Annotated in this window: 24 protein-coding genes; 13 read left to right on the forward strand and 11 right to left on the reverse strand. The window is 63.5% G+C overall.

Annotation, left to right across the window (positions count from 1 at the left end):
• The first annotated feature begins 66 nt into the window (after nt 1-66).
• Nucleotides 67-303: a DUF6434 domain-containing protein gene (locus CK228_RS29115; protein ID WP_095790048.1), complete on the forward strand. Its 237-nt coding sequence runs from the start codon at nt 67-69 to the stop codon at nt 301-303.
• A 180-nt stretch (nt 304-483) separates the two neighbouring features.
• Complete coding sequence (recJ, locus tag CK228_RS29120) at nt 484-2,265, forward strand: single-stranded-DNA-specific exonuclease RecJ (RefSeq protein ID WP_095790097.1); 1,782 nt, start codon at nt 484-486, stop codon at nt 2,263-2,265.
• 12 nt (nt 2,266-2,277) lie between these two features.
• On the opposite strand, the gene CK228_RS29125 is transcribed toward recJ, so the two are convergent.
• From CK228_RS29125 to folE, 4 genes are all read right to left on the reverse strand, one after another.
• Nucleotides 2,278-2,844 carry a dihydrofolate reductase family protein gene (locus CK228_RS29125; protein WP_095790098.1) on the reverse strand — a complete coding sequence of 189 codons (567 nt, stop codon included), beginning with the start codon at nt 2,842-2,844 and terminating at the stop codon, nt 2,278-2,280.
• A gap of 159 nt (nt 2,845-3,003) precedes the next feature.
• On the reverse strand, nt 3,004-3,975 hold the full coding sequence (locus CK228_RS29130) for a patatin family protein (RefSeq protein ID WP_095790099.1): 972 nt from the start codon (nt 3,973-3,975) through the stop codon (nt 3,004-3,006).
• Between the two features lie 84 nt (nt 3,976-4,059).
• On the reverse strand, nt 4,060-4,521 hold the full coding sequence (hisI, locus tag CK228_RS29135; RefSeq protein ID WP_095790100.1) for a phosphoribosyl-AMP cyclohydrolase: 462 nt from the start codon (nt 4,519-4,521) through the stop codon (nt 4,060-4,062).
• A 90-nt stretch (nt 4,522-4,611) separates the two neighbouring features.
• On the reverse strand, nt 4,612-5,247 hold the full coding sequence (gene folE, locus CK228_RS29140) for a GTP cyclohydrolase I FolE (protein WP_095772815.1): 636 nt from the start codon (nt 5,245-5,247) through the stop codon (nt 4,612-4,614).
• A 240-nt stretch (nt 5,248-5,487) separates the two neighbouring features.
• Here folE and CK228_RS29145 point away from each other — a divergent pair, with 240 nt between their 5' ends.
• Together CK228_RS29145 and CK228_RS29150 are read left to right on the forward strand one after the other, a co-directional pair.
• A complete protein-coding gene (locus tag CK228_RS29145) occupies nt 5,488-5,934 on the forward strand; it encodes an iron-sulfur cluster assembly scaffold protein (RefSeq protein ID WP_095790049.1) in 447 nt (148 codons plus the stop codon).
• Between the two features lie 2 nt (nt 5,935-5,936).
• Nucleotides 5,937-6,431, forward strand: coding sequence for a cell envelope integrity protein TolA (locus tag CK228_RS29150; protein ID WP_142876303.1), 495 nt, complete (start codon nt 5,937-5,939; stop codon nt 6,429-6,431).
• Between the two features lie 55 nt (nt 6,432-6,486).
• On the opposite strand, the gene CK228_RS29155 is transcribed toward CK228_RS29150, so the two are convergent.
• Nucleotides 6,487-7,374 (reverse strand): LysR substrate-binding domain-containing protein, encoded by an 888-nt coding sequence (locus tag CK228_RS29155; RefSeq protein WP_095790051.1) that lies wholly within the window; start codon nt 7,372-7,374, stop codon nt 6,487-6,489.
• A gap of 323 nt (nt 7,375-7,697) precedes the next feature.
• Between CK228_RS29155 and yidD the strand changes: the two genes are divergently transcribed.
• Both yidD and blaOXA read left to right on the forward strand, forming a co-directional pair.
• Nucleotides 7,698-8,072: a membrane protein insertion efficiency factor YidD gene (gene yidD, locus CK228_RS29165; protein ID WP_095772810.1), complete on the forward strand. Its 375-nt coding sequence runs from the start codon at nt 7,698-7,700 to the stop codon at nt 8,070-8,072.
• Nucleotides 8,073-8,222: 150 nt separating this feature from the next.
• Nucleotides 8,223-9,050: a class D beta-lactamase gene (blaOXA, locus tag CK228_RS29170; RefSeq protein WP_095790053.1), complete on the forward strand. Its 828-nt coding sequence runs from the start codon at nt 8,223-8,225 to the stop codon at nt 9,048-9,050.
• Nucleotides 9,051-9,055: 5 nt separating this feature from the next.
• On the opposite strand, the gene CK228_RS29175 is transcribed toward blaOXA, so the two are convergent.
• Nucleotides 9,056-9,892 (reverse strand): class I SAM-dependent methyltransferase, encoded by an 837-nt coding sequence (locus CK228_RS29175; protein ID WP_095790054.1) that lies wholly within the window; start codon nt 9,890-9,892, stop codon nt 9,056-9,058.
• Nucleotides 9,893-10,161: 269 nt separating this feature from the next.
• Here CK228_RS29175 and thrS point away from each other — a divergent pair, with 269 nt between their 5' ends.
• Nucleotides 10,162-12,138, forward strand: a complete 1,977-nt coding sequence (gene thrS, locus CK228_RS29180; protein WP_095790055.1) for a threonine--tRNA ligase — start codon at nt 10,162-10,164, stop codon at nt 12,136-12,138.
• Nucleotides 12,139-12,220: 82 nt separating this feature from the next.
• Nucleotides 12,221-13,159, forward strand: coding sequence for a GNAT family N-acetyltransferase (locus CK228_RS29185; protein WP_095790056.1), 939 nt, complete (start codon nt 12,221-12,223; stop codon nt 13,157-13,159).
• Between the two features lie 24 nt (nt 13,160-13,183).
• On the opposite strand, the gene CK228_RS29190 is transcribed toward CK228_RS29185, so the two are convergent.
• Complete coding sequence (locus CK228_RS29190) at nt 13,184-14,146, reverse strand: hypothetical protein (RefSeq protein ID WP_095790057.1); 963 nt, start codon at nt 14,144-14,146, stop codon at nt 13,184-13,186.
• A gap of 154 nt (nt 14,147-14,300) precedes the next feature.
• On the opposite strand from CK228_RS29190, the gene CK228_RS29195 reads away from it, so the two are divergent.
• Entirely contained in the window at nt 14,301-14,885 is a 585-nt protein-coding gene (locus CK228_RS29195; RefSeq protein ID WP_095790058.1) for a nitroreductase, read from the forward strand.
• Complete coding sequence (locus CK228_RS29200; protein WP_095772803.1) at nt 14,886-15,494, forward strand: flavin reductase family protein; 609 nt, start codon at nt 14,886-14,888, stop codon at nt 15,492-15,494.
• A gap of 18 nt (nt 15,495-15,512) precedes the next feature.
• Here CK228_RS29200 and CK228_RS29205 read toward each other — a convergent pair whose 3' ends face one another.
• Entirely contained in the window at nt 15,513-16,223 is a 711-nt protein-coding gene (locus tag CK228_RS29205; RefSeq protein WP_095772802.1) for a TetR/AcrR family transcriptional regulator, read from the reverse strand.
• Between the two features lie 145 nt (nt 16,224-16,368).
• Here CK228_RS29205 and CK228_RS29210 point away from each other — a divergent pair, with 145 nt between their 5' ends.
• Together CK228_RS29210 and CK228_RS29215 are read left to right on the forward strand one after the other, a co-directional pair.
• On the forward strand, nt 16,369-17,043 hold the full coding sequence (locus CK228_RS29210) for an isoprenylcysteine carboxylmethyltransferase family protein (RefSeq protein WP_095790059.1): 675 nt from the start codon (nt 16,369-16,371) through the stop codon (nt 17,041-17,043).
• A gap of 164 nt (nt 17,044-17,207) precedes the next feature.
• Nucleotides 17,208-19,109, forward strand: a complete 1,902-nt coding sequence (locus CK228_RS29215; protein WP_095790060.1) for a hypothetical protein — start codon at nt 17,208-17,210, stop codon at nt 19,107-19,109.
• A 19-nt stretch (nt 19,110-19,128) separates the two neighbouring features.
• On the opposite strand, the gene CK228_RS29220 is transcribed toward CK228_RS29215, so the two are convergent.
• Nucleotides 19,129-20,010, reverse strand: coding sequence for a CoA ester lyase (locus CK228_RS29220; protein WP_095790061.1), 882 nt, complete (start codon nt 20,008-20,010; stop codon nt 19,129-19,131).
• Entirely contained in the window at nt 20,010-20,462 is a 453-nt protein-coding gene (locus tag CK228_RS29225; protein WP_095790062.1) for a MaoC family dehydratase, read from the reverse strand. The genes CK228_RS29220 and CK228_RS29225 overlap by 1 nt, the downstream gene beginning before the upstream one ends.
• Before the next feature lie 154 nt (nt 20,463-20,616).
• Here CK228_RS29225 and CK228_RS29230 point away from each other — a divergent pair, with 154 nt between their 5' ends.
• On the forward strand, nt 20,617-21,741 hold the full coding sequence (locus CK228_RS29230) for a DUF2336 domain-containing protein (protein ID WP_095772797.1): 1,125 nt from the start codon (nt 20,617-20,619) through the stop codon (nt 21,739-21,741).
• Here CK228_RS29230 and CK228_RS29235 read toward each other — a convergent pair.
• Nucleotides 21,738-23,804 (reverse strand): FUSC family protein, encoded by a 2,067-nt coding sequence (locus CK228_RS29235; protein WP_095790063.1) that lies wholly within the window; start codon nt 23,802-23,804, stop codon nt 21,738-21,740. The genes CK228_RS29230 and CK228_RS29235 overlap by 4 nt on opposite strands.
• Nucleotides 23,805-23,822 lie beyond the last annotated feature (18 nt).

Genomic DNA, 23,822 nt, shown 5'->3' on the forward strand with positions numbered 1-23,822 from the left:
TGCGAAGCCGCACCGCAGTTGCTAGCCCTTGGCTGCATCTGAACCCTGGCGGCGCAAGGATTGACGATGAATGTGTTCGACTGGCACGCGGATCCGATTTCGTGTGCCACGCCCATCACGAAATCCTATCGCAACACCCAGAATGTGCGCCGCTATTTCACCCGCGAATGCGGCGATACGTTCAGGTTCGATCGGCCTTTCATGGCCTGGCTAAAGGACGGTCGGGACAAGACAATGGGCGACGCCGCCGACGAATGGATCAGGCGCGCCTGGCTGAAAAGCGGAAAGCGTGGTTTGTCTTGAATTCTCCTGCGACGCCACCCGCCGCGAACCGCCTGGTTTTGCCCGTCTTTGGCCCTAAAGCGCGTCGCGTTCACGCGCAGCACTTTAGGCTGTTGTCCGCGCATGTCGTTAGCCCAAAACCGCTGCACATTTTTGCGCGACATGCTCTATCCTGCGGCCGACCATGAATTGGCAAAGCGCATAATGGGCGAAAGGCGCCTTTTCCTCGATGTCAGGCAGTCGGCGACCGGTCTCTCCTGGGAGCACCGGCTGACCGAACGGCAGGACATGGTCGCGCTTGCCATCGCGCAAGGTCATGGCGTGCCCGACATCGTCGCGCGCGTTCTGGCCGGACGCGGCGTTACCGCCGACGAGACCGAGCGCTTCCTCGATCCGACGATCCGCGACCTGTTGCCCAATCCGGTGTCGCTGACCGACATGGACAAGGCCGCAACCCGAATCGCGGCGGCGGTGATGGCGCGGGAAAAGGTAGCGATCTTCGGCGACTACGATGTCGATGGCGCCGCCTCGTCGGCCTTGCTGAAGCGGTTTCTGGCACATTTCTCCATACCGTCGGAAATCTATATTCCGGACCGTATCTTCGAGGGTTACGGTCCCAATCCCGATGCCATGCGCGAACTCGTGTCGCGCGGCGCGACGCTGATCGTCACCGTCGATTGCGGCACCAACAGTGCCATTTCCGTCGATGCCGCCAACGAAGCCGGCGCCGATGTCGTGGTGCTCGACCACCATCAGGTCGGCGGCGCGTTGCCGGCCGCGATTGCGGTGGTCAATCCAAACCGTGACGACGATCTTTCCGGGCAGGGGCATCTGTGTGCCGCCGGTGTCGTGTTCCTCGCCCTGGTGCAGACCGCGAAAATCCTGCGTGGCCTGAGCGATGTCGCGCCGCCAGACCTGCTTTCGCTGCTCGATCTCGTGGCGTTGGCGACCGTTTGCGATGTGGTGCCGCTCACCGGCGTCAACCGTGCCTTCGTCGTCAAAGGCCTGCAAATGGCGCGCCAGCAGAAGAATGAAGGCTTGGCCGCATTGGCGCGGGTATCGCGCATTGGCGAGCCGGTCAGCACCTTCCATCTCGCCTATCTGATCGGGCCACGCATCAATGCCGGCGGGCGCATCGGCGATGCGGCGCTTGGCAGCCGGCTGCTTGCGACCGACGATCCGGTCGAGGCGCGGACCATCGCCGAGACGCTCGACCGGCTGAACCAGGAGCGGCAGCTGATGGAGCAGGAGATGCTGGCCGCGGCGCGCGCCGAGGCCGATGCCGAGCTTGCCGGTGGCAGCGGCCCGGCGATCGTCGTCACCGCCAGCAACAACTGGCATCCCGGCATTGTCGGCCTGCTCGCCTCGAGGCTGAAGGATCATGCGCGCCGGCCGGCTTTCGCCATTGCCTTCAACGCTGTGGGCATCGGCACCGGTTCGGGCCGTTCTGTGTCGGGCTTCGACCTCGGCCGGCTGGTGCGCGAAGCCGCCGATGTCGGGCTGATCGTCAAGGGCGGTGGTCATGGCATGGCGGCCGGCATCACTGTGGAGCGCGCCAGGCTCGGCGAACTCAGGGCGTTCTTCGAGGAACGGGCGGCTGCCGACGTGTTTCGGCTACAGGACGAGGAGAGCCTGGCGATCGATGGCGCGCTTGCGGCCGAAGGCGCGACGCTCAGCCTGCTCGACGCGCTGGAAAAGGCCGGCCCCTTTGGCGCCGGCCACGTCGCGCCGGTCTTCGTGCTGCCGCGCCATCGGCTGGCCGACGCCAGGCCGGTCGGCACCAACCATATACGCTGTGAATTGCAGTCGGACAGCGGCGGCCGTATCCAGGCGATCGCCTTTCGTGCCGTCGATACGGTGCTTGGCGAATTCCTGTTCAAGAACCGTGGCAAGAGCGTGCATGTCGCCGGCTCGCTATCTGGTAATTACTGGAACGGCAACCGCACGGTGCAATTCCGCATTGTCGATGCGGCGCGAGCGTAGCCGCGTCAGTATCTATGCAGCTTGGTTGGCCGGCGCATAACGCATTAGCGTCACATCCTGGGGCAGGCTTTCCCTGCCAAGCGGTTTCAGCCTCAGCGACAGGCCGGACTGGAAGTACGGCTTGCCGCCCCCCAGCACGACCGGGTGCATGTACAGCCGGTATTCATCGATAAGCCCTGCTCGTGCCAGACCGGCGGCAAGGTCTGCGCCGCCGAGGATGACGAGGCCATCCGTCTTTGACTTGAGCGATCTCACCGCGGTCTCGGCATCGCCATTCACCAGCCGGGCATTGGGCCCGACCTGCCGAAGCGTGGTCGAGAAGACGATCTTCGGTGTCTCTCGCCATGCGCGGGCAAAGTCCCGCTCGACCTCGGTGGAGCCGGTCTCGCGCTCAGGGCTGTCCCAGAAGCGCATCGTCTCGTACATCCGCCGCCCGGCAAGCACTGCTGAGGCTAGCCTCATCATGTCATTGAAATGCTGATGCAATTCTGTCTCCGGCACTGGCAGTGCTATGTCCTCGTCCGATCGGGCGATATAGCCGTCCAAAGAGGTGAGCATGGAATAAACGAGCTTGGCCATTGGCGCCTCCGTATAAGCAGCACAGGCCAGCATAACCAATTGCGTTTTGCAATCAGTTTTTCACACAACAGGCAAATGAAAAGGCCGCCAACGCTTCAAGGGTGCAGCACCACTCCGTCGATGGGACGCAACGGACGGTGTTTCGGACGGCGGCTGGCCTCAGGCGAGAACGGTCTGCAGCCGGGTCAGTTCGCCGATCTGGGCCATCGTCGCCTGATAGCCGAGCTGGATCGCCTCGTCGGCGCGATGGAATTCGGTGAGGCCGATATGGCTGAGTTTGGGCTGCAGCGACATATCTGGCGGATCGCCCGCCAGCCTGGCGCGCGAGATGCGGTCCTGGATGATGTTGAAAGCCTCGACCATGACGCCGGTGATGCCGAGGCGGGTCTGATGCGACTGGTGCTCGGTGCCGACATGGCCGGGGCGCGGCGCGTCCTTTTCGACAACAAGTTCGCCGGCGCTGTGTTTGATCACGGCGGCGCGGCCGAACAGGTCGTAGTGAAGGTTGACCGCCACGACGAGCGGCTGCTCGTAGGCGCGGCAAACCGATACCGGCACCGGATTGACCAGCGCGCCGTCGACCAGCATGCGGCCGTTGCAATTCACCGGCTCGAACACGCCAGGCAATGCGTAGGACGCGCGCATGGCCGTGATCAGCGAGCCGTGCGACAGCCAGATCTCGTGGCCGGTGCGGATTTCCGATGCGACGCTGACGAAGGGTTTTGGCAGGTCTTCGAAACGGACGCCCGCCACATGCTCACGCAGACGGGCATCGAGTTTCAAGCCGCCGAACAGGCCGCTGCCGCGCAGATTGAGATCGAGCAGGCCGAAAATGCGCCGCTTCGTCAGGCTGCGGGCGAACTCTTCCAGCTCATCCAGTTTGCCGGCGAGATAACAGCCGCCGACCAGCGCGCCGATCGAGGTGCCGGCGATCATCGAAACTTCGATGCCGGCTTCATCGAGCGCGCGCAGCACGCCGATATGAGCCCAGCCTCTTGCGCAACCGCCGCCCAAAGCGAGCGAAATGGCTGTTTTCTTGGGAGATTTCGTTTCGGACGCGCCGCCGGAAGAGGTCAGGCCGTTGGCCTCCCTGACATCTGGTCTGTTACGCAATGACGCCCACTCGAGCATCATGATCTCCCTTGTCCCAAGACTAATATACGGACAGGCCGTATCGAAATGATGAATCTGTGTGGTTGGTGTGAGGCAGATGGTTCAAGACGATGGCTTCCGATACGTGAATTCCGCATCGAACAGCGGCTTGCTGCCGTCGTCAACAAGTGTCCCCTTGCCGTCGACGAGTCCCACCGTCCGATAAAAGCATGAACGCCGGCCGGTGTGACAGGTTGCGTCGTGGCCCAACACTTTGACGCGCAGCCACAATGCATCCTGATCGCAGTCGGTGCGCATCTCGACGACATGCTGGAAATTGCCCGAGGTTTCGCCCTTCTTCCAAAGCGCGTTGCGCGAGCGCGACCAGTAGTGGGCGATGCCGGTTTCCAGTGTCAGCGCCAAGGCTTGCGCATTCATATGCGCGACCATCAGCAGCATGCCGTCTTGGGCATCGGTGACGACGACGGTGACAAGGCTGGCGGCGTCGAAGCGCGGCGAAAACACCGCGCCTTCCTCCAGGGCTTTCTTGTCTGATGGAGTTTTGGGAAATTCCAGTGCCGACATCGCCGGTGTATCTTCCTGTTTGACCATGATCTTACCCGAAAACCGGTCCGCGTTTTTCAGGATCATGGCCTAGCGATATCGGCCTAGACGTTATGCCCCGCCGCCGCGAACCATGGTGACGAAACGAACCTGCTCCTCGGGCGTGTCCTTGAAAACGCCGGTGAAGGTGGAGGTGAGCGTGGTGGAGCCCTGCTTGCGGATGCCGCGCATGGCCATGCACATGTGCTCGGCCTCGATCATGACGGCGACGCCGCGCGGGTTGAGCACATCCTGGATGACGCCGGCGATCTGCGCGGTCAGCGCTTCCTGCGTCTGCAGGCGATGGGCGAAGATATCGACGACCCGCGCGATCTTGGACAGGCCGACGACCTTGCCATCCGGCAGATAGCCGACATGCGCCTTGCCGATGATCGGCACCATGTGGTGCTCGCAATGCGAATGGAACTGGATATCCTTGACGATGACGAGATCGTCGTAGCCGGCGACCTCCTCGAAGGTGCGGCCGAGTTCATCGGCCGGGCACATGTCGTAGCCGCCGAACATTTCGCGGTAGGCCTTGGCCACGCGCTTGGGTGTGTCGATCAGCCCCTCGCGGTCCGGATTGTCGCCGGTCCAGCGCAGCAATGTGCGCACGGCGGCCTCGACCTCGGCCTCGCTCGGCCGGTCGGTGACCGGCTTTTCCATGTAGACGGACTGGGGCATGAGTTTCTTGATGACGGCATCCATAAAAGGCGTCTCCCGTAGTTCCTCTCCAAGGAGGAACGAGTTGAACGGACCACGACCTTTCGGTGTCGGAAACTCGCCCCGTTTCCAGCCCCGTAAGCGGCGTGAACTTCCCGGCCAGGACAGCGGCGCTCATCGCCTTGTCGTTACCGGACTGCCAGCATTATATAAGGTCGTAGCGAGCGAAAGGAAGACGCAGCAGCGGCAATCGCTGTTCGCTTGGCGGCGACGGATTGGAAAATAATGATCAACGATGTCTACAACGCGAAAATTCTCGGTTTTGCCGGAAACATCGCCCGCATCGGCCGGCTCGAGCATCCGGACGCGACCGCCAAGGCGCATTCCAAGCTGTGCGGTTCGACCGTTACCGTCGATCTCAAGATGGAGGACGGCGTGGTCACCGACTTTGCCCATGACGTGAAGGCCTGCGCGCTCGGCCAGGCGTCGTCCTCGATCATGGCGCAGCATGTTGTCGGCGCGAGCGCCGAGGAATTGCGCACGGTGCGCGACGCCATGCTGAAGATGCTGAAAGAGAATGGCGCGCCGCCGGAAGGGCGCTTCGCCGACCTCAAATATTTGGAGCCGGTGCGCGACTACAAGGCACGGCACGCCTCGACCATGCTGACCTTTGACGCCGTGGTCGACGCCATCGGCCAAATCGAGAAGAAGCGCGCCGAACAGGCGGCCTGATCTTGCCATTTCCCGTTCTGACGATGCGCGGACTTCGCGGCAGCCCGCGACACCGACCCTTTCATGGCCTGGTGTTCGTCTGGAGCCTTGCCGGCGCACTCATGTCAGGCTGTGGCTCGAGCCGGGCCGACGTGGCAGTCACGCGGGATATCCACGACTATCTCATGAAGGCTATCCAGACCTGTTGGGCAGTGCCTGCAAATGCCACGAGTGTTGCGCGCGTCCGGATCAGCCTGAACAAGGACGGCTCTCTCGCCGGTCCGCCAAAAATCCTCGATCCTGTCACACCACAGCCGGACAAGGTCGCCGAGGCTGCCGTCCGGGCCATCAAGCGTTGTGCGCCGTTTCCCGGCCTGACGTCCTATGCGGCGCACTACGATCTGTGGCGCGAGGTCGTCCTCACATTCCACCCGGCACAGGACACGTCGGGCGGGCGTCCAGCAGTCGGGGTAAACGACATCGACAAGCTTCTCGATAAATACAAGAACGCAAAGTAGCGGGAGCCCCGGCCCGGAAACCGGCTTAGACCTTTGCTTCCAATGTCCGTCTGCTTTAGGCAAATTCACTTCGGATCCAGTCGGCGAACGCTGCGGCCGGCTCGGAAAGCTCCTTCAAGCTCCTGGCCACCAGCCAGTAGCCGCCGGACGCAACGTCGATGTCGAACGGCTTGACCAGCGCGCCGGTTTCGAGCTCGTTGCCGATCTGCAAGAGATCGCCCAACGCCACGCCATGTCCGAGCAGGGCGGCCTGCTTTGAAAGCGATATATCCGCCAGCATCGGCCCGCGCGCGGGCACGGCATCGGCCGGCACGCCGGCGGCTTCGAACCAGCGCGTCCAGCCCTGGCGATTCTCCTCATGCAAAAGTGTGTAGCGGGCAAGGTCGATCGGCTTTTCGAGGGGAGGGCCCGAGGCGAGCAGCGCCGGCGACAAAACCGGTGAATCGACTGTGGAGGCAAGCCGCTCCGCCTGGTTGCGCGGCCACGAGGTCGCCTTTGCGCTGAAGCGCAAGGCAAGCTCGGGCTGATCGCTGCGGAATTCGATCAGCCTGGCATCGACTTCGAGGGACACGTCGATATCGGGCCGCAACTGGCGAAACCGGTTGAGCCGAGGCACCAGCCAGACGGAGGCAAGCGACGGCTCGACGCTGACGCGAACCACGGATTGCGCGGGGGCGGCGACCAATTCCGAAAGCAGTTTGTCGATGTCGTCGAAACTCCTGACCAGTTGGGCGAGCAGCCGGCGGCCGGTGTCGGTCAGTTCGACGCGGCGATGGTGACGTTCGAACAAGGGCTGGCGCAGGAAGGTTTCAAGTTCGCGGATCTGGCGGCTGATCGCCGCCTGGGAAACGAAAAGCTCCTCTGCGGCCTTGCTGAAGCTCAGGTGCCGGCCCGCCGCCTCGAAACTTCTCAATGCAGTCAACGGCAGCCGCCCGCGCTTCATTCGCATAACCCAGGATTATCCGAAGTGGAAATTATACTCGTTTGAAGGCCAAGGCCAGCGGCGATCTAATCGCGTCAAAGGAGACCGACCATGATCCAGTTCCTGAGCATCCTTGGCGATGTCATGCGGATCGCAACATTCCAATGGCGTGACGAAAGCCACCATGCAAAGTGCGGCGAGGAGCCTGTCCGCAACGGCCGCTGGGCGCCTCCGGTTGACAGGCTGCCGTCTCGTCGCTCCCGCCCATGACAGCACGGGGAGGGATTGCGTTCTCCCGACGAAGCTCACATCTATCGCACGGGAAACGCGATACGGAGACTGCGGTGCACGACCCGCATGGGCATGCCCATACTGTCAGACCGCCGGGGCGAGGGCGCAACTGGCCCGGCCCGTGGCGCAAGACGCCTGGCCGTCTCGTCGGCACTTCGCTCGTGCGTCTCTACCAGCTGACGCTGTCCGGCTTTGTCGGCAATTCCTGCCGGCATCTGCCGACCTGTTCCGAATACGCGCATGAGGCGATCGCCCGCCACGGCCTGTGGGCCGGCGGCTGGATGGGATTTTTCCGGGTGCTGCGCTGCGGGCCGTTCGGCACGCACGGTGTCGACCTCGTGCCGGAGTTGCTGGCGGATCGCTACGTCTGGTTCATGCCGTGGCGATACTGGCGGATCGGCAAGAAGCGTGGCGAAGCAAAGGGCTGATCGCACCTGACGGGTTTTGCGCGGGCGTCTCGTTCTTTACGAACTGGTAGGGTTAACGCCAGCCTGCACAACAACTGCGCATTTGAGACAAAATCGAGACAAGAGACCTCGCTAAGCCCGCTCGCGAACACCCTTCTGGAGCGAGCATCAATGCGTAACATCGACCGTCTTCCCTTTATCCTGGCTGGAGTCCTCTTCCTGCTCGCCTGGTTGCTGGGGTTCCCGATGCGCGCGCAATCGGCGCCGCTTGGGGATGTGCAGTGCACCCTCATTGCCGATGCGGCGAGCGGCAAGGTGCTTTACCAGGACGGCACCTGCGACCAGCGGTTCAGCCCGGCCTCGACGTTCAAGGTGCCGCTTTCGCTGATCGGCTATGACGCCGGCATCCTGGGCGACGAGCACACGCCGAGCTGGGACTACAAGCCAGAGTTCGCGGCCGTGAAGCGGGACCAGAAGACAGTCGACCCGACGATCTGGGAGAAGGATTCGATCCTCTGGTATTCGCGTGAAATCACTCGCAAGCTTGGACCCGAGAGCTTTGCCGGCTATGTCTCGAAACTCGACTATGGCAACAAAGACGTTTCCGGCAATCCCGGCAAGAATGACGGGCTTACCCATTCCTGGGTCAACTCCTCGCTCAAGATCACGCCGGTTGAGCAGGTCGATTTCCTGCGCAAGCTGCTGGCGCGCAAATTGCCGGTCTCGGCCAAGGCCTACGACATGACGTCAGCCATCATCCCGACGTTCCAGGCCGGAGGCTGGACGGTGCAAGGCAAGACTGGCAGCACAAGGCTGGCCAATGATGCCGACAAGATCAGGGACAAGCGTTCGCTCGGCTGGTTCGTCGGCTGGGCGAAAAAGGACGGCCAGCAGATCGTCTTTGCCCGCCTTGTTGTCGATGCCACCCGCACCGATATGCCAAAAGGCCTCAAAACGCGGGCGGCGTTTCTGAAAGACCTGCCACTGCTGGTGAAATAGGTCGCTCAGATGCTCCTGCGCGCGCGGATGATGTGGCCGCCGGAATTGTTCGTCATTTCCTTCGGGGCCTCGGAAAAACGGGCGGCGATATCGCCGCTCTCGATATCTTCAATCTCGTCGAAGCCGAGCTCGCCCATGGATTTCGCCAGCTCGGCCGGCACGAAGAAGCTGATCCATGGCTCCCCGACAGACGCGACGCGGGCCGCATGGAAGGCCAGCGCCGCCTGTCCAGCCGCGCCGCGGTTCGCAGCCGGTTCGCTGTAGTCGAACACGACCTCCGAGCCGGGGACACTGGCTATCCAGAACAAGGTTTTGAAGATCGCTTCCTTCGTCAGGTAGGGAACGACCCCCAGCCAGATGAAGAAGCTCGGCGCGGTCGACTGCAAACCGGCCGCGGCCAGTTCCGCAGACAGGCTTTGCCGCTCGAAATCGACCGGCACGAATCTGGTGGCGGCTGGCTCGGCGAGACCGCTGTCGGCAATGCATTTGCGTTTCCAGGCTTGCGTGGCCGGGTGATCGACTTCGAACACGCTGAGGTCGGGATACGGATTGCGCAGCGAAAACGTATCGAGGCCAGCGCCAAGCACGACGAGTTGGCGGACACCGCGACGCACCGCCGCCGCCAGCCAGTCCTCGGCGAAGCGGGCGCGCGCTGCCACGAACAGGCGCATGCGCCGGCGGCGCTCGTCTTCCTGTTCAAGCTCGCGCGCCGCGGGAGCGGCTTCACCCAGAATCGCGATCGCGTAGGGATCGCGAAACAACCCTGCCTGCGGTGAAAATTGATGCAGAGCCCTCATGCGGGCGACGCCAAGGGCGGTTCGGCTGGGTGTTGCGTTTTCCATATCGGCAATTCCAGACGATTGCGGGGATGTTCGCAAGCCTGGGCGGAGGGCTGCGACATCACTGCCGACATTTCCTGACGGCCGGCCAGTCAGCACTCTTTACCTAGCCCGGCACTGCCTCTAAAACCCGCGCGCTGCCGTTTGTCCATGTGATTTGGCGCATCCGGCTTTATCTTGTGTATGTCGTAACCCCAGGACCATCATACATTTTTGGGTGACATGCATTTCAACCACCCGCGCTCGTTTGCGGGACTGGATAGGAGAACCATATGCTGAATTCCGTTTCCCTGACATTTCCCGATGGCTCCGTCCGCGACTACGACGCGGCGATGACCGGTGCCGGCCTTGCCGAATCGATCTCGAAGTCGCTGGCCAAGAAGGCCGTCGCCTACGCTATTGACGGCACCGTGCGTGACCTCAGCGACCCGCTCGGCAAGTCCGGCAAGGTCGAGATCATCACCCGCGACGATGCGCGCGCTCTCGAGCTTATCCGCCACGACACAGCGCACGTGCTGGCGGAGGCCGTGCAGGAATTGTGGCCGGGAACGCAGGTGACCATCGGTCCGGTGATCGAGAACGGATTCTATTACGACTTCGCCCGCAACGAGCCGTTCACACCGGACGACTTTCCGGTGATCGAGAAGAAGATGCGCGAGATCATCGCGCGCAACAAGCCGTTCACCAAGGAAGTCTGGTCGCGCGACAAGGCGAAAAAGGTCTTCGCCGACAAGGGCGAGCGCTACAAGCTGGAATTGATCGACGCCATTGCCGAGGATCAGGACCTCAAGATCTATGCCCAGGGCGACTGGTTCGATCTCTGCCGTGGCCCGCACATGGCCTCGACCGGCCAGATCGGCAACGCCTTCAAGCTGATGAAGGTGGCCGGTGCCTATTGGCGCGGCGATTCGAACAACCCGATGCTGACGCGCATCTACGGCACGGCCTGGGCCGACCAGGCGCAGCTCGAAGCCTACCAGACGATGCTGGAGGAGGCCGAGAAGCGCGACCACCGCAAGCTCGGGCGGGAGATGGACCTCTTCCATTTCCAGGAAGAGGGGCCGGGCGTTGTCTTCTGGCACGCCAAGGGCTGGAAGATGTTCCAGAACCTGGTCAATTACATGCGACGCCGCCTCGACGAGCAGGGCTATCAGGAGGTCAACGCGCCGCAGGTGCTCGACAAGAGCCTGTGGGAAACGTCGGGCCATTGGGGCTGGTATCGCGACGCCATGTTCAAGGTGACGGTTGCCGGCGACGATACCGACGACGACCGCGTCTTCGCGCTGAAGCCGATGAACTGCCCTGGCCACGTGCAGATTTTCAAGCATGGGTTGAAGTCTTATCGCGATCTGCCCGTAAAACTTGCGGAATTCGGCAATGTGCATCGCTACGAACCGTCGGGCGCGCTGCATGGGCTCATGCGTGTGCGCGGCTTCACGCAGGATGATGCGCATATCTTCTGCACCGAGGAGCAGCTGGCGTCGGAATGCCTGCGCATCAACGATTTGATCCTGTCGACCTATGCTGATTTCGGTTTCGACGAAATCAGCGTTAAGCTGTCGACGCGGCCGGACAAGCGCGTCGGCACCGACGAGGCCTGGGATCATGCCGAGGCGATCATGGGCAGCGTGCTGGAGACGATCAGGACGCGGTCCGGCAACCGGATCAAGACCTCGATCAATCCGGGCGAGGGCGCCTTCTATGGGCCGAAGTTCGAATATGTGTTGAAGGACGCCATCGGCCGCGAATGGCAATGCGGCACCACGCAGGTCGATTTCAACCTGCCGGAACGCTTTGGCGCCTTCTATATCGGCTCGGATTCGGAGAAGAAGCAGCCGGTCATGGTGCACCGCGCCATCTGCGGTTCGATGGAGCGCTTCCTCGGCATCCTGATCGAGAATTATTCCGGCCATTTCCCGCTGTGGTTCGCGCCGCTACAGGTGGTGGTGGCAACGATCACATCGGAGGCGGACAGCTACGCGACCGAGGTGGTGGCAAAGCTGAAGGCCGCCGGTCTGCTGGCGGAAGCCGATCTGCGCAACGAGAAGATCAACTACAAGGTCCGCGAACACTCGCTGGCCAAGGTGCCGGTCATCCTCGTGTGCGGCAAACGCGAGGCGGAGGAACAGACGGTCAACATCCGCCGGCTCGGCTCGCGTGACCAGGAATCGCTTGGCCTTGCCGAGGCGATCGCGCAACTGACCGAAGAGGCCGTTACGCCGGACCGCAGGCGCAAACGCGCGGCCTGATCCGATAGTTCCCAGGAATGGCGGTGGAGCGATCCATCGCCATTTTCATATCCCTGTCACGCCAACCTTGTAACGAGCCCTCATGCTCAAGCTGAAGACGCGCGAAAAACCGTTTCCCGAGCTTTCCTATGCCAATCCGCGACAGCCGGCGCTGACGCGCTGGGTCATCCATTCCATTGAAGGCCTGTCGGGCCGCGACCGCTATGCCGCGCTCTATGATTTCTGGCGCCGCCAGGTGGTGCCATCAGGCGAGCGCGTGTTCAGCCGCATGCTCGACCTGATCGACGTGCGGATCCGCACCACCGACCAATGGCCGCCCGCACCATTGCCGGACACACCGCTGGTGATCGTGGCCAACCATCCGTTCGGCATTGGCGACGGCATTGCCGTGCTGTCGCTGGCGGAGCAGTTGGGGCGGCCGTTCCGGGTGATGATCCACAAGGATCTGCTCAAGATCCGCGAGATGGAGCCCTATTCGCTGCCGATCGACTTTTCCGAGACCAAGGAAGCGCTGAAGAACAACATGGCCGTGCGCCACGAGGCGGTGCGGCTGCTGAAGGAGGGTGTCACCATCGTGGTGTTCCCCGCCGGTGGCGTCGCCACCGCGCCGAAAGGCTTTGGCCGGGCGCGCGACCTGCCATGGAAGATGTTCCCGGCGCGTCTGGTGCAGGATGCCAAGGCGTCCGTCATTCCGATGCATTTCTCCGGACAGAATGGCAGGCTGTTCCATCTGGTCAGCGGGCCGATGAACATGGCCGAGCGCGATGGCCGCGTGGCCAAATTCGTCGGCAAGGCTTCGCTGACGCTGCGCCTTTCGATGCTCATCCACGAATTCGCGCGGCTGTCCGGCAAGGCGATCGACGTGCGCGTCGGCGACGTTCTGAGCTGGAGCGAACTGGAGCCGCTGCGCGACCGCAAGGCTTTGCTCGACCGGCTTTACCGCGGTGTGTTCGACCTGGCACCGCAGGTGCCGCGCCGCCGGATTCCCTTCCTGCCCGCGCGGACCAAGCTGGCCGCCTGAAAGCTAGAGAATTCGCAGCGGAGGCTAGTCCGCGCCTTCTTCGGGGTCCATGGCCGCCGCTTCGGTCGCCAGAACCTCGATTTCCTGGTTCTGCCCGGCCACGACCGTGAAATCCTTCTGATAGATGCGGTCGCGGTTCTTGGCGATGATGGTGTAGTCGCCCTCGGCAAGCACCATCGAGGCGAAGGCACCGACGGTCTCCTTGATCGGATCGCCGGATTCGTTCAGCAGCGACCATGACGTGTCGGCGATGGCCTCGCCACCGGCTTCGCGCACCAGCTTCATGGTGATCTCGGCGGCATGATGCTCGACAGTGGCTTCCGTCAGCTTGCCGGCCTCGACGCGAATGTCGGAGCGGATCACCGCATTGACCGCACCGTAGGTCGAGACGACATGGTAGATGCCGGCATTGAGCCGCACGACGCTGTTGGGTTCGACATCGGGAATGATCAGCGCGCGGTCGCCATTGGCCTCGGCGGTGCCCTCATAGATCGAGAAGCGCAGTTTTTTCGGGGGAATGCGCACGCCGCCGGACAGGACCGCATCGAGCTTCAGGCCACCGGCGTCGAGCACCAGGCTTTCGCGCTTGGCTTCCTTGCCGACAGTGATGCGCTTGGTGGCGCCGGCGCGGCCATAGGAGGCATGGATCAGATAGCTGCCGGGTTCGAGCTGGAAGACGGCGCTGCCGCCATGCGCGGAGGCGACCATCGGCAATTTGCCGTTGACGGCTTCGGGCTTGAAGACACGCCAGACGAGGCCGCGGGTGATATCGGTGCCCTTGTCGGTCAGCTGCGCCGACAAAGTGATGGCGCCACCGCCGCCGAGCGCCAGCGGGGCTTCGCTCTTTGGCGTCGCGTAGCTCGAAATTCCGGGGAGTTTCAGGTCGCTGACGCCGTCCTTTTCCTGCCCAGCAGCCAGGGAGACCGGCAGCAGGAACAGCGCGGCGCAGAGCCAGACCAGGAAAAGACGCAGTCGCCCCTCAAACATGCCTTGCGTTGAAGCCCATGGCGGTGGCAATTTCAAGGCTTAAGAGTCCGATCGATAGACTCTTCAGCCGGCGCTTGCGCGCCTTTGCCCGAGCCGCCCGAATTCCCGATGGTGCGCTTCAGCTCAAAACAGAGTGTTCAGGAGACTTGCGCCCATGGCGTCGCCGATCATCGACTTCCTGCTGACCCGGAATTCAGCGCCGATTCCGGACCTCAAGGAGCCGGCGCCGAGCGACGCCGATATCGCAACGATGATCGCCGCCGCCACGCGCGTGCCTGACCATGGCCGGCTCGAGCCCTGGCGCTTCATCCTCTATCGCGGCGATGCCCGCATCGAGATCGGCAGGAAGCTGGCGACGCTTGCCGAACAGCGGGAAGGGCCGCTGCCCGAGGGCCGCCGCAACCAGGAACTGGCGCGCTTCTCCCGCGCGCCGCTGGTGATCGGCGTGGTGTCGGTGCCGAAAGAGAACCCCAAGATCCCGCAATGGGAGATGTTCCTGTCAGGCGGCATGGCGGCGATGAACCTTATGATCGCAGCCAATGCGCTGGGCTATGGCACCAACATGATCAGCAACTGGTATTCCGACGTGCCGGAGGGCAGGGCGATCCTCGGACTGGCGCCGCAGGAGCGCGTCGTCGGTTTCATCCATATCGGCTCCTATGCCGGCCCGGCGCCGGAGCGGCCACGGCCCGATCCGGCAAAGCTCTATGCCGACTACTCAGGAGCCTGGGCAGGCTGAATGTTCTACGAGCCGCCCAAGGGACACGGGCTGCCGCACGATCCGTCGAAGGCGATCGTGGCGCCGCGGCCGATCGGCTGGATATCGACGCTGAACGGGGCAGGCGAGATCAACCTGGCGCCATACTCCTTCTTCAATGCTGTTTCGACGCGGCCGTTCATCGTCTGGTTCTCCTCGGAGGGCGAGAAGGACAGCGCCACCTTTGCCCAGGAGACCGGCGAGTTCGTCGCCAATCTGGTCAGCCGCGATCTCGCGGAGAAGATGAATTATACGTCCGTCAACGCGCCGCGCGGCGTCAACGAGTTCGTCTATGCCGATCTCGCCATGGCGCCTTCGCGTCTCGTGAAGCCACCGCGCGTGGCGGCCGCGCCTGCCGCGCTAGAATGCCGGGTGACGGAGGTGTTTCGCCCGAAGGCGCTGGATGGAACGCCGACGAGCGCCGTCGTTGTCGCCGGTGAGGTGGTCGGCGTGCACATTGACGACGCCTTCCTGAAAGATGGCCTGTTCGACATCATCAAGGCTGGCAATGTGGCTCGGCTCGGCTACATGGACTACGCCTGCGTCAATGAGGTCTTCTCGATGCGCCGGCCACGCTGGAGCAAGGAGTAGGTTTCTGGACCTGGCAAGTCACCGCGCCTTGTCGGCTTTCCGTCGGGCCGTCATGACGGCTCTGATATAGCCGGGTTCCCCGATCCGAATGCTGCCGTCGGGAAGGCCGAGGATGCGGTCGAGAGCGATTTCGTAGAGCCTGACGCGTTGTTCCAGGACTTTGATCGCGACCTCCATATCGGCGTCGCTACCGCCGGCGATCGCCTTGGCGACGACATCGTGCGTGGCCAAGCCGAACTGCATGACGATATCGGCGACACCCTCCGGATCGAAGGTCCTGAAGGTGCCGTCTTCGACACCTTGCCGGATGATCTTGACCAGCAGGGGCGAAAACGACGCGTTGGCCGCCAGGTTGATGCGGTGGAAAAGCACCAGATTCTCCGGCCGGAACATCGTTTCGAAAAGAGCCCAGGCCTCTGCCGCGGTCTCGATCTTGGCCTGCCGCGACTGGCTGAGCAGGCTGTTCAGCCGGCCAAGTGGGTCGAGGCCGGGATCGTCGAGTATACCCTGGACCCCAGCCAGTGCCTGCCGCGCGAAACGGTCAGCCAAGGCTTCCAGAAGAGCCTCCTTGGAGGGGAAGTAGTGATAGAAGGCGCCCTTCGAGATGCCGGCGGAGGCAATCACGTCGTTGAGGCTCGCTCTGTCGTAGCCCTGCGTCAGGAACAGGGCCTGGGCATGGTCCAGAATGTCTTCTCGCCTGATCTCTGGATGCTTGATGACACGGGGCATGACGAAACCTTCTGCACGCGACGGTCGTTCCCGTCCAGCACGGATATCAGATAGTCCGCTTGAATTACAGACCAGTGGTCGGTATGATAGACCATTGGTCTGTTTCAGCCAATGCGGGCGAGGGGCATAACGTGGAAGGTCGATCATGATCGCGAAATTGGTGCTTCAGACATTCATCTGGTTCGGCGTCATGGGCGCCTTGCTCTTCCTGTCGGCCGGAACGCTGCATTGGCCGGGGGCGTGGGTCTATCTGGTGGTGATGGTGGGGCTCAGCCTCACCATGGGCGTGGCGCTGGCGCGGCGCGATCCGGGCCTGATGAACGAGCGGCTGAGCCCTCCCATCCAGAAGAATCAGACCGCGGCCGACAAGGTCCTGCTCTCCATACTTCTCATCGGCATCTTCGGCTGGCTGAGCTTCATGGGATTCGACTTCCGTTTCGGCTGGTCGGCGGTCCCCTTCTGGGCGCAGGCGGTCGGCGCGCTGGTCCTGCTGGTCGGAATCTGGATCTGCTACCTGACCATGCTGGAGAATAGTTTCGCGGCACCCGTGGTGAAGATCCAGGACGAACGTGGACAGCGCGTGATCACCACGGGACCCTACAGCTACGTTCGCCACCCGATGTATGCCGGCGCCATCCTCTTCTTCGCCGGCACCGCACTCCTGCTTGGCTCCTGGTGGGGGCTGGTATCCGTGCTCGTGTTCATCGTTCTCCTCGCCATGCGCACCTTCATCGAGGAGAAGACCCTGCGCACCGGCCTGCGCGGCTATGACGACTACGCAACCCAGGTCCGCTACCGCCTGATCCCGATGGTCTGGTAGCCACCGCACCAGACCGGCGCGTCAGGTTCGCCTCACGGCGGCTTCCTTGGCAGTGACCGCGAAAAACGATTCCCCTTCCTCCGAACACACGCTAAGAGAGCGGCTTCGGCGATGCGTTGGGGTTGGCGCATCGACCTTGGGGATAGTGCGGGGGCACCACTGGCATGAAGAGACGAGACACGCTGGAAACCCGGCTGCGCTACGGCTTTGACAAGAGCATGGCCGCCGGCCCGATCGCGCTGATCGGCTGGCTTGCAGTCGTTTCCCTGCTGATCATCATCGCCGCCGCGGCTTTCCTTGCCGTGACCCGCATCGCGCCGGAGGGTGGCGAGCCGCTGAATTTCTTCGAGGCGTTCTGGGAATCGCTGATGCGCACGCTCGATTCCGGGACGATGGGCGGCGACACAGGCTGGGCCTTCCGCCTCGTCATGCTGGCCGTCACGCTTGCCGGCATCTTCGTCGTATCGGCCCTCATCGGCGTGCTCAGCGCCGGCGTCGACGGCAAGCTCGACGAATTGCGCAAGGGCCGTTCTCGGGTGCTGGAGGCCGATCACACCATCATCCTCAACTGGTCGCCGTCGATCTTCGACGTCATCTCCGAACTCGTCATTGCCAATGCCAGCCGTCGCCGTCCGCGCATCGTCGTCATGGCCAATATGGACAAGGTCGCGATGGAGGATGAGATCGCGGCCAAGGTCGGCAAACTGGGCAACACGCGCATCATCTGCCGCAGCGGCGATCCGACCGATCTCTATGATCTCGCCATCGTCAATCCGCAGACCTCGCGGTCGGTCATCGTGCTGTCGCCGGACGGTGACGATCCGGATTCGCAGGTCATCAAGACGGTGCTGGCGCTGGTCAACGACCCAAGCCGGCGCACCGACCCCTACAACATCGCCGCCGAGATCCGCGACGGCAAGAATGCCGAGGTCGCCCGCGTCGTCGGCGGGTCCGAGGTGCAGCTCGTGCTGGCCGATCAGCTGATCTCGCGCATCGTCGTGCATTCGAGCCGGCAGTCGGGCCTCAGCGGCGTCTATTCGGAGCTGCTCGATTTCGACGGCTGCGAGATCTACACGACCGCGCAGCCGGAACTCACCGGCAAGACGTTCGGCGAGGCGGTAATGGCCTATGAGCATTGCGCGCTGATCGGGCTTTGCGACCAAAAGGGGCGCGTCAATCTCAACCCGCCGTCGGATACGGTGATCGGCAAGGACATGCGCGCCATCATCATCGCCGAGGACGATGCCGCGATCAGGCTCGGCAGCACCGGGATCAAGATCAATGCGGCGGCGATCCGCGGCCCACGGCCCGTCGAGGCGAAGCCGGAGCGCACGCTGGTCCTCGGCTGGAACCGGCGCGGTCCGATCATCACCTATGAACTGTCGCGCTATGTCGCGCCTGGTTCGATCCTGACCATCGCCGCCGATACGCCTGGCCTCGAGCAGGAAGTTGCCGGACTGCCGGTCGCCGGCGACAATCTGGAGGTTTCCTGCCGCATCACCGACACGTCGAGCAGCACGGCACTTTCAAGCCTAGACGTGCCTTCCTACGACCACGTGCTGGTCCTCGGCTACAGCGAAACCATGGCCGCGCAGCCGGCCGACACGCGCACGCTGGTGACACTGCTGCATCTGCGCAAGATCGCCGATGATGCCGGCCTGCACATCTCCATCGTCAGCGAGATGATCGACGTGCGCAACCGCGAGCTTGCGGCGGTGACCAAGGCCGAAGATTTCGTCGTCAGCAACCGGTTGGTCAGCCTGATGCTGGCGCAGGCGTCCGAGAACCAATATCTCGCCGCGATCTTCGATGATCTGCTCGACGAGCAGGGCTCCGAAATCTACATGCGGCCGGTCGCCGACTATGTCGCCATCGACCAGCCCTTGACCTTCTGGACGATCGCGGAATCGGCGCGGCTGCGCGGCGAGATCGCGATAGGCTACCGGCGCATCCGCGCCGGAGTTGCCGACCAGCGGGCGCTGGGCGGCGTCACCGTCAATCCCCTGAGATCGGAAGCGCTGGCCTATCTGCCGGAGGACCGGATCATCGTGCTGGCGCGGGACTGACGAGCAAAGGCTCGCCAGACTAAGCGGAGAGCCCGGCTGCCTTGGCGCGTGCCAGCAGCCGTTCGGCCAGCCGCAGATGCGGGCGGTCGAACATCTTGCCGTCAATGCCGACGACGCCGGGATTCCCGGCCGCCTCGAACGCCGCGACGATCGCCGCCGACTGCTTCACCGCCTCGGCCGAGGGCGTGAAGGCGGCGTTGATCACGGGCACCTGATCGGGGTGGATGGCCATCTTGCCGGTGAAGCCGTCGCGCTCGGCCTCCGCGCATTCCGCCGCGAAGGTCGCCATGTCGCGAAAATTCGGGAATACGGTGTCGATCGCCGCGACCTCCGCGGCTGCGGCCGCCAGGATGGTCGTCAGGCGAGCGTGGCGGAACACGTCGGTGTAGCGTCCGTGCTCGTCGCGGGCCGTGCGCGCCCCGACCGCCGCAGACAGGTCTTCCGCGCCCCAGGTGAGACCGGCGAGCCGCGCGCTTGCGCCGGCGTAGGTCGCGGCGGCGAGCACACCCGCCGGGGTTTCGGTTATGATCGGTACAATCTTGATGGCGCCGTCGGCCAAGCCGTTCTCGGCCTCGCGCACCCTGAGTTTTGCCGAGAGCTGCTGCACATCCTGGCCGCTGTTGGACTTCGGCAGCATGATGCCGTCCGGCTTCGCCGGTACGAGCGCGGCAAGATCGTCATCCGTCAATCCGGTCGACAGGTCGTTGACCCTGATATAGATGGCCGAGCTGGTTTGCCCCCTGCGTTCGGCGATAAAGCGTGCCGCAATGTCTCGCGCCGTCGCCTTGTTCTGCGGCGCCACGGAATCCTCGAGGTCGACGATCACGACGTCGGCGCCGGCGCCGAATCCTTTTTCCAGCTTTCGCTCGGAATCGCCGGGGACAAACAGCAGCGAGCGCATCAGGCGATCTTCTTCAGCATCATCGCTTGCCTGGTGCACTTGGCGACCAGGTCGCCATGCTGGTTGTAGGCGCGGTGCTCGAATTCGACGATGCCGCGATCCGGCTTCGATTTCGATTCCCGTACCGAGATGACAGTGCTCTCGACGCGGATGGTGTCGCCGTGGAAAACCGGATGCGGAAAGGTGGTTTCCTTCATGCCGAGATTGGCGACCGTCGTGCCGACCGTGATGTCATTGACCGAAATGCCGATCATCAGGCCGAGCGTGAACAGCGAGTTGACCAGCGGCTTGCCCCATTCGCTCCTGGCGGCGAAATCGAAGTCGATATGCAGCGGCTGTGGGTTCAGCGTCATCACCGAAAACAGCATGTTGTCGCTCTCGGTCACGGTCTTGCGCAGCGTGTGCCGGAAGACATGGCCGACGACGAACTCTTCGAGGTATAAGCCGGCCATTTTTCAGTCTCCTGCGCTGATTGACGGTTGATAGGCGCTGCATCCGGTGGTCGCAAGCCAGTTAATGAACATGGTGAACCGTTCGTAAACCATTTCTGCCTACCGTCTTCAGCGGGGCCGGAAACCTTCCGGCAAGGGGCGTAAGCAGACGGGCATGGTTGTTGTTTCGCATTTCCTGAAATGGATCTACACGGCAAGAGTGTCCGAGCGCGCAGCCGCGGCCAATGCGCTGGCCCGGGCCTATGTCAATTCCGAATTGCCGTTCGAGGACCGCTGCGCCGCCGAGGCGGCGCTGACGCTGCTGCTCGACGATGCCTCGTCGAAAGTGCGGCTGGCGATGGCCGAAGCGCTCTCCATGAGCCACCACGCGCCGCTGCAGATCATCAGTGCGCTGGCGTCCGACCAGCCGGAAGTCGCCGGTGTGGTGCTGGCGCGCTCACCGCTGCTCACCGATGCCGATCTGATCAACCGCGTGGCGGCGAGCCAAAAGGCGACGCAGAAGCTGATCGCCGACCGGCCTGTCGTCTCGATGGCGCTGGCGGCGGCAATCGCCGAGATCGGCGAATCGGAAGCCTGCGCGGTGCTGCTCGCCAATAGCGGCGCCGACATCGCGTCGCTGAGCTTCCGCCGCATGGCCGAACGCCATGGGCATCTGCCGCTGGTGCGCGAGGCGCTGATTTCGGACGCCCGTCTTCCGGCCGACTGCCGCCACATGCTGCTCATAAAGCTCGGCGAGACATTGAAGACTTCACCGCTGGTCATGGCATTGATGGGCGCCGCGCGGGCCGATCGCGTCCTGCGGGACGCCTGCGTCAAGGCCTCGGTGACGCTGATCGAGGGCACGCGCCAGGAAGAACATGCCGCGCTGATCGAGCATCTCAGGCTGCGTGGCGATCTCACCGCGAGCTTCCTCATCCGCACCATAGCGCATGGCAAGGTCGATTTCTTCGGCTCCACGCTGGTGGCACTCGGCCAGCAGTCCGAACCGCGGGTGAGGGCGCTGCTGGCCGGCGGCCACGATGTGGCCTTGCAGGCATTGTTCCGCGGCGCGGGCCTGGCTGCGGCAACGCATACGATCATCCTGCGTGCGCTGAAAATCTGGCGCGAGGTCGCCAATGGCAAGCGCGTCGCCGGCGTGCAGGAAGTCAGCTGGCTGATGCTCAAGGAGTTGGGCGGGCAATCCGCGGAAGGCGATCTCGCCGCCCTGGTCAAGTCGATCCATCTCGACGCGCTGCGCGAAAACGCACGCGGCCATGCGTTGGCGATAGCGGCGGCTTAGCCTCGGTCTTTCGCGAAGAAATCCGGAAAATCCTCCATCGCTGCGGCAATGATGCGCAGGGATGCCGCGATCTGCAGCATGTCGCCGGTGGCGTTGCGATGGGCGATGCTCGCCGCATACTGCCGGGCGACAGCGACGGTCGCTGTCTGCGGATCACCCGGAGCGCGGAACAGCAGCTCGCGCGCCAGCCCTCTCAGGAAATTGGCGATCGAAAGTGCGGTTTCGGACGGGATGGCATGGTTTTGGTTTGTGCCGCGCAGCCTCAGGATCTCCAGGCCGACCGTCACGGCAGCAACGCCGCCGCCCAACACCGCCTCGCCCTTCCTGCCGGAGTTCTGCACCAGCGGCATCAGCTGGTTGACGCGGTCATAGGCGAGGCTTTCGAAGGCTGAACGCCTCGGCACGCGCTCGTGCAGGCAAAGCCGTGCCAAATCCTCGCGCATGGCCCGCACGATGCGGTTTGCCGCGAGCCACGGATCGGCGGGCAGCACGGCAATGAAGACGCCGATGGCCAGCAGGATACCAACCAGCACGGACGCCGAGCCGGCGAAGAACGGGCCAGGATCGTAGGTCATCGCCTGATGCGGACTGAGGAAAGCGAGGAAGTTGATGGCGAAGGCCGTGGCCACGCCGACATAGCGCGGATTGGCCATGCCCAGCGCCGTCGGCACCAGGATCGGCACGACAAACAGGACGAACCAGCCGAAGCCGGGCAGGGCGGGCAACGCTATCTGGCCTATGAGAAAGGCAAAGGGCAGGGCAAGCAGCGTTCCCTTGAAGAAGCCCCAGGACACCTGCACCGGATCGGGGCGAGCGGCGAAAAGGCTGGATACGACGGCAACGAGAATGACCGTACCCGCTGCCTCGGACCATTTCGTCGTCAGCCAGAAGGCCGCGACCAGCAAGGTGGCAAGGGCAGCGCGCACGGCATTGCGCGATGCGCCGGGGTAGTCGCGGTGCACCACCAGCGCAGGCTGCCTGCTGGCGCGGCCGGTACGTGTGACCGGCGCGCGCAAGGCATCGAGCCCGCGCAGCACCTGCTTGAGCGCCTCGGCAAAATCGGCGGCGATGGTGAGGCGCGTGATGGTGCCGACCCTGTCGTCGCCCTGGTCGACCGAGGCATCGGGCAGTTGCCGGGCCTTGGCCGAGATCGCGTCGAGCCGTTCCACCCAGGGTGCCGTATCGTCCAGTGCGCCGGGCTTTGCCGCCAGATCGCCGACAAGGGCCTGCAATTCCGAACGCACCGGGATGAGGGCGGCGTTTTTCGGCGCGGCGTGAGAATGCAGCGCGCGTGCCGCCGACAGGGCCGAGAGCAATTGTCCGATGGTGCGCCGAACCGGGTGGGCACGCGGCGCGAAGCTCGGCGCTTCCAGCCTGGCATAGGCGCGCATTTCGCCAAGTGTCTGGGTGTCCGCGACGAGTTTGCGATGGAGTGCGGAAAGTGTCGCTGTATCACCTCCCGAGAAGGCCCCTGCGGCATAGGTGGCAAGGTCAAGAATGCAGCGCTTCAGCCGCGATATGATGGCATCGCTGGCCAGTTTCGGCAGGATCAGCCTGCTGGTCACGCCGGCGCAGACGGTGCCAAGCACGATTTCCGCGCAACGGGCGACAGCGAGATCGACGACCAGATGCGGCTGTCCGAAGGCAGGCAGGCCGATGATCATCGCCGTGTAGCCGGCAAGTGCCGCACCATAGGCCTCGGGATTGCGCAGCAGTGAGGAAACGAAGGTGCAGATGCCGATCCAGACGGCGAGCACCGTCACCAGAACCCATGGGTTGGTGCCGAAGACAGTGGTGATACCGATCGCCGCCAGCCCGCCGGCCAGCGTGCCGAGCAACCGGTAGAAGCCCTTCGCCAGCACCATGCCCGCGACCGGCTGGGCGACGATGAACACCGTCATCATCGCCCATTGCGGGTGGTCGAGCTTGAGGGCATAGGCGGCGAGCAGCGCAATCAGGCCGGCCGAAACGGTGCGCAGGGCGAAAATCCAGTCCGAGCGCGTCGGCTGCGTCAACCCGGCCAGGCTCGTCTCGAAATAGGCTTTCAGCCGCGCCCAGGTCACATGCCGGTCTCCATATCG

This window comes from Mesorhizobium sp. WSM4312 (genome assembly GCF_002294875.1).
Lineage (GTDB): Bacteria > Pseudomonadota > Alphaproteobacteria > Rhizobiales > Rhizobiaceae > Mesorhizobium.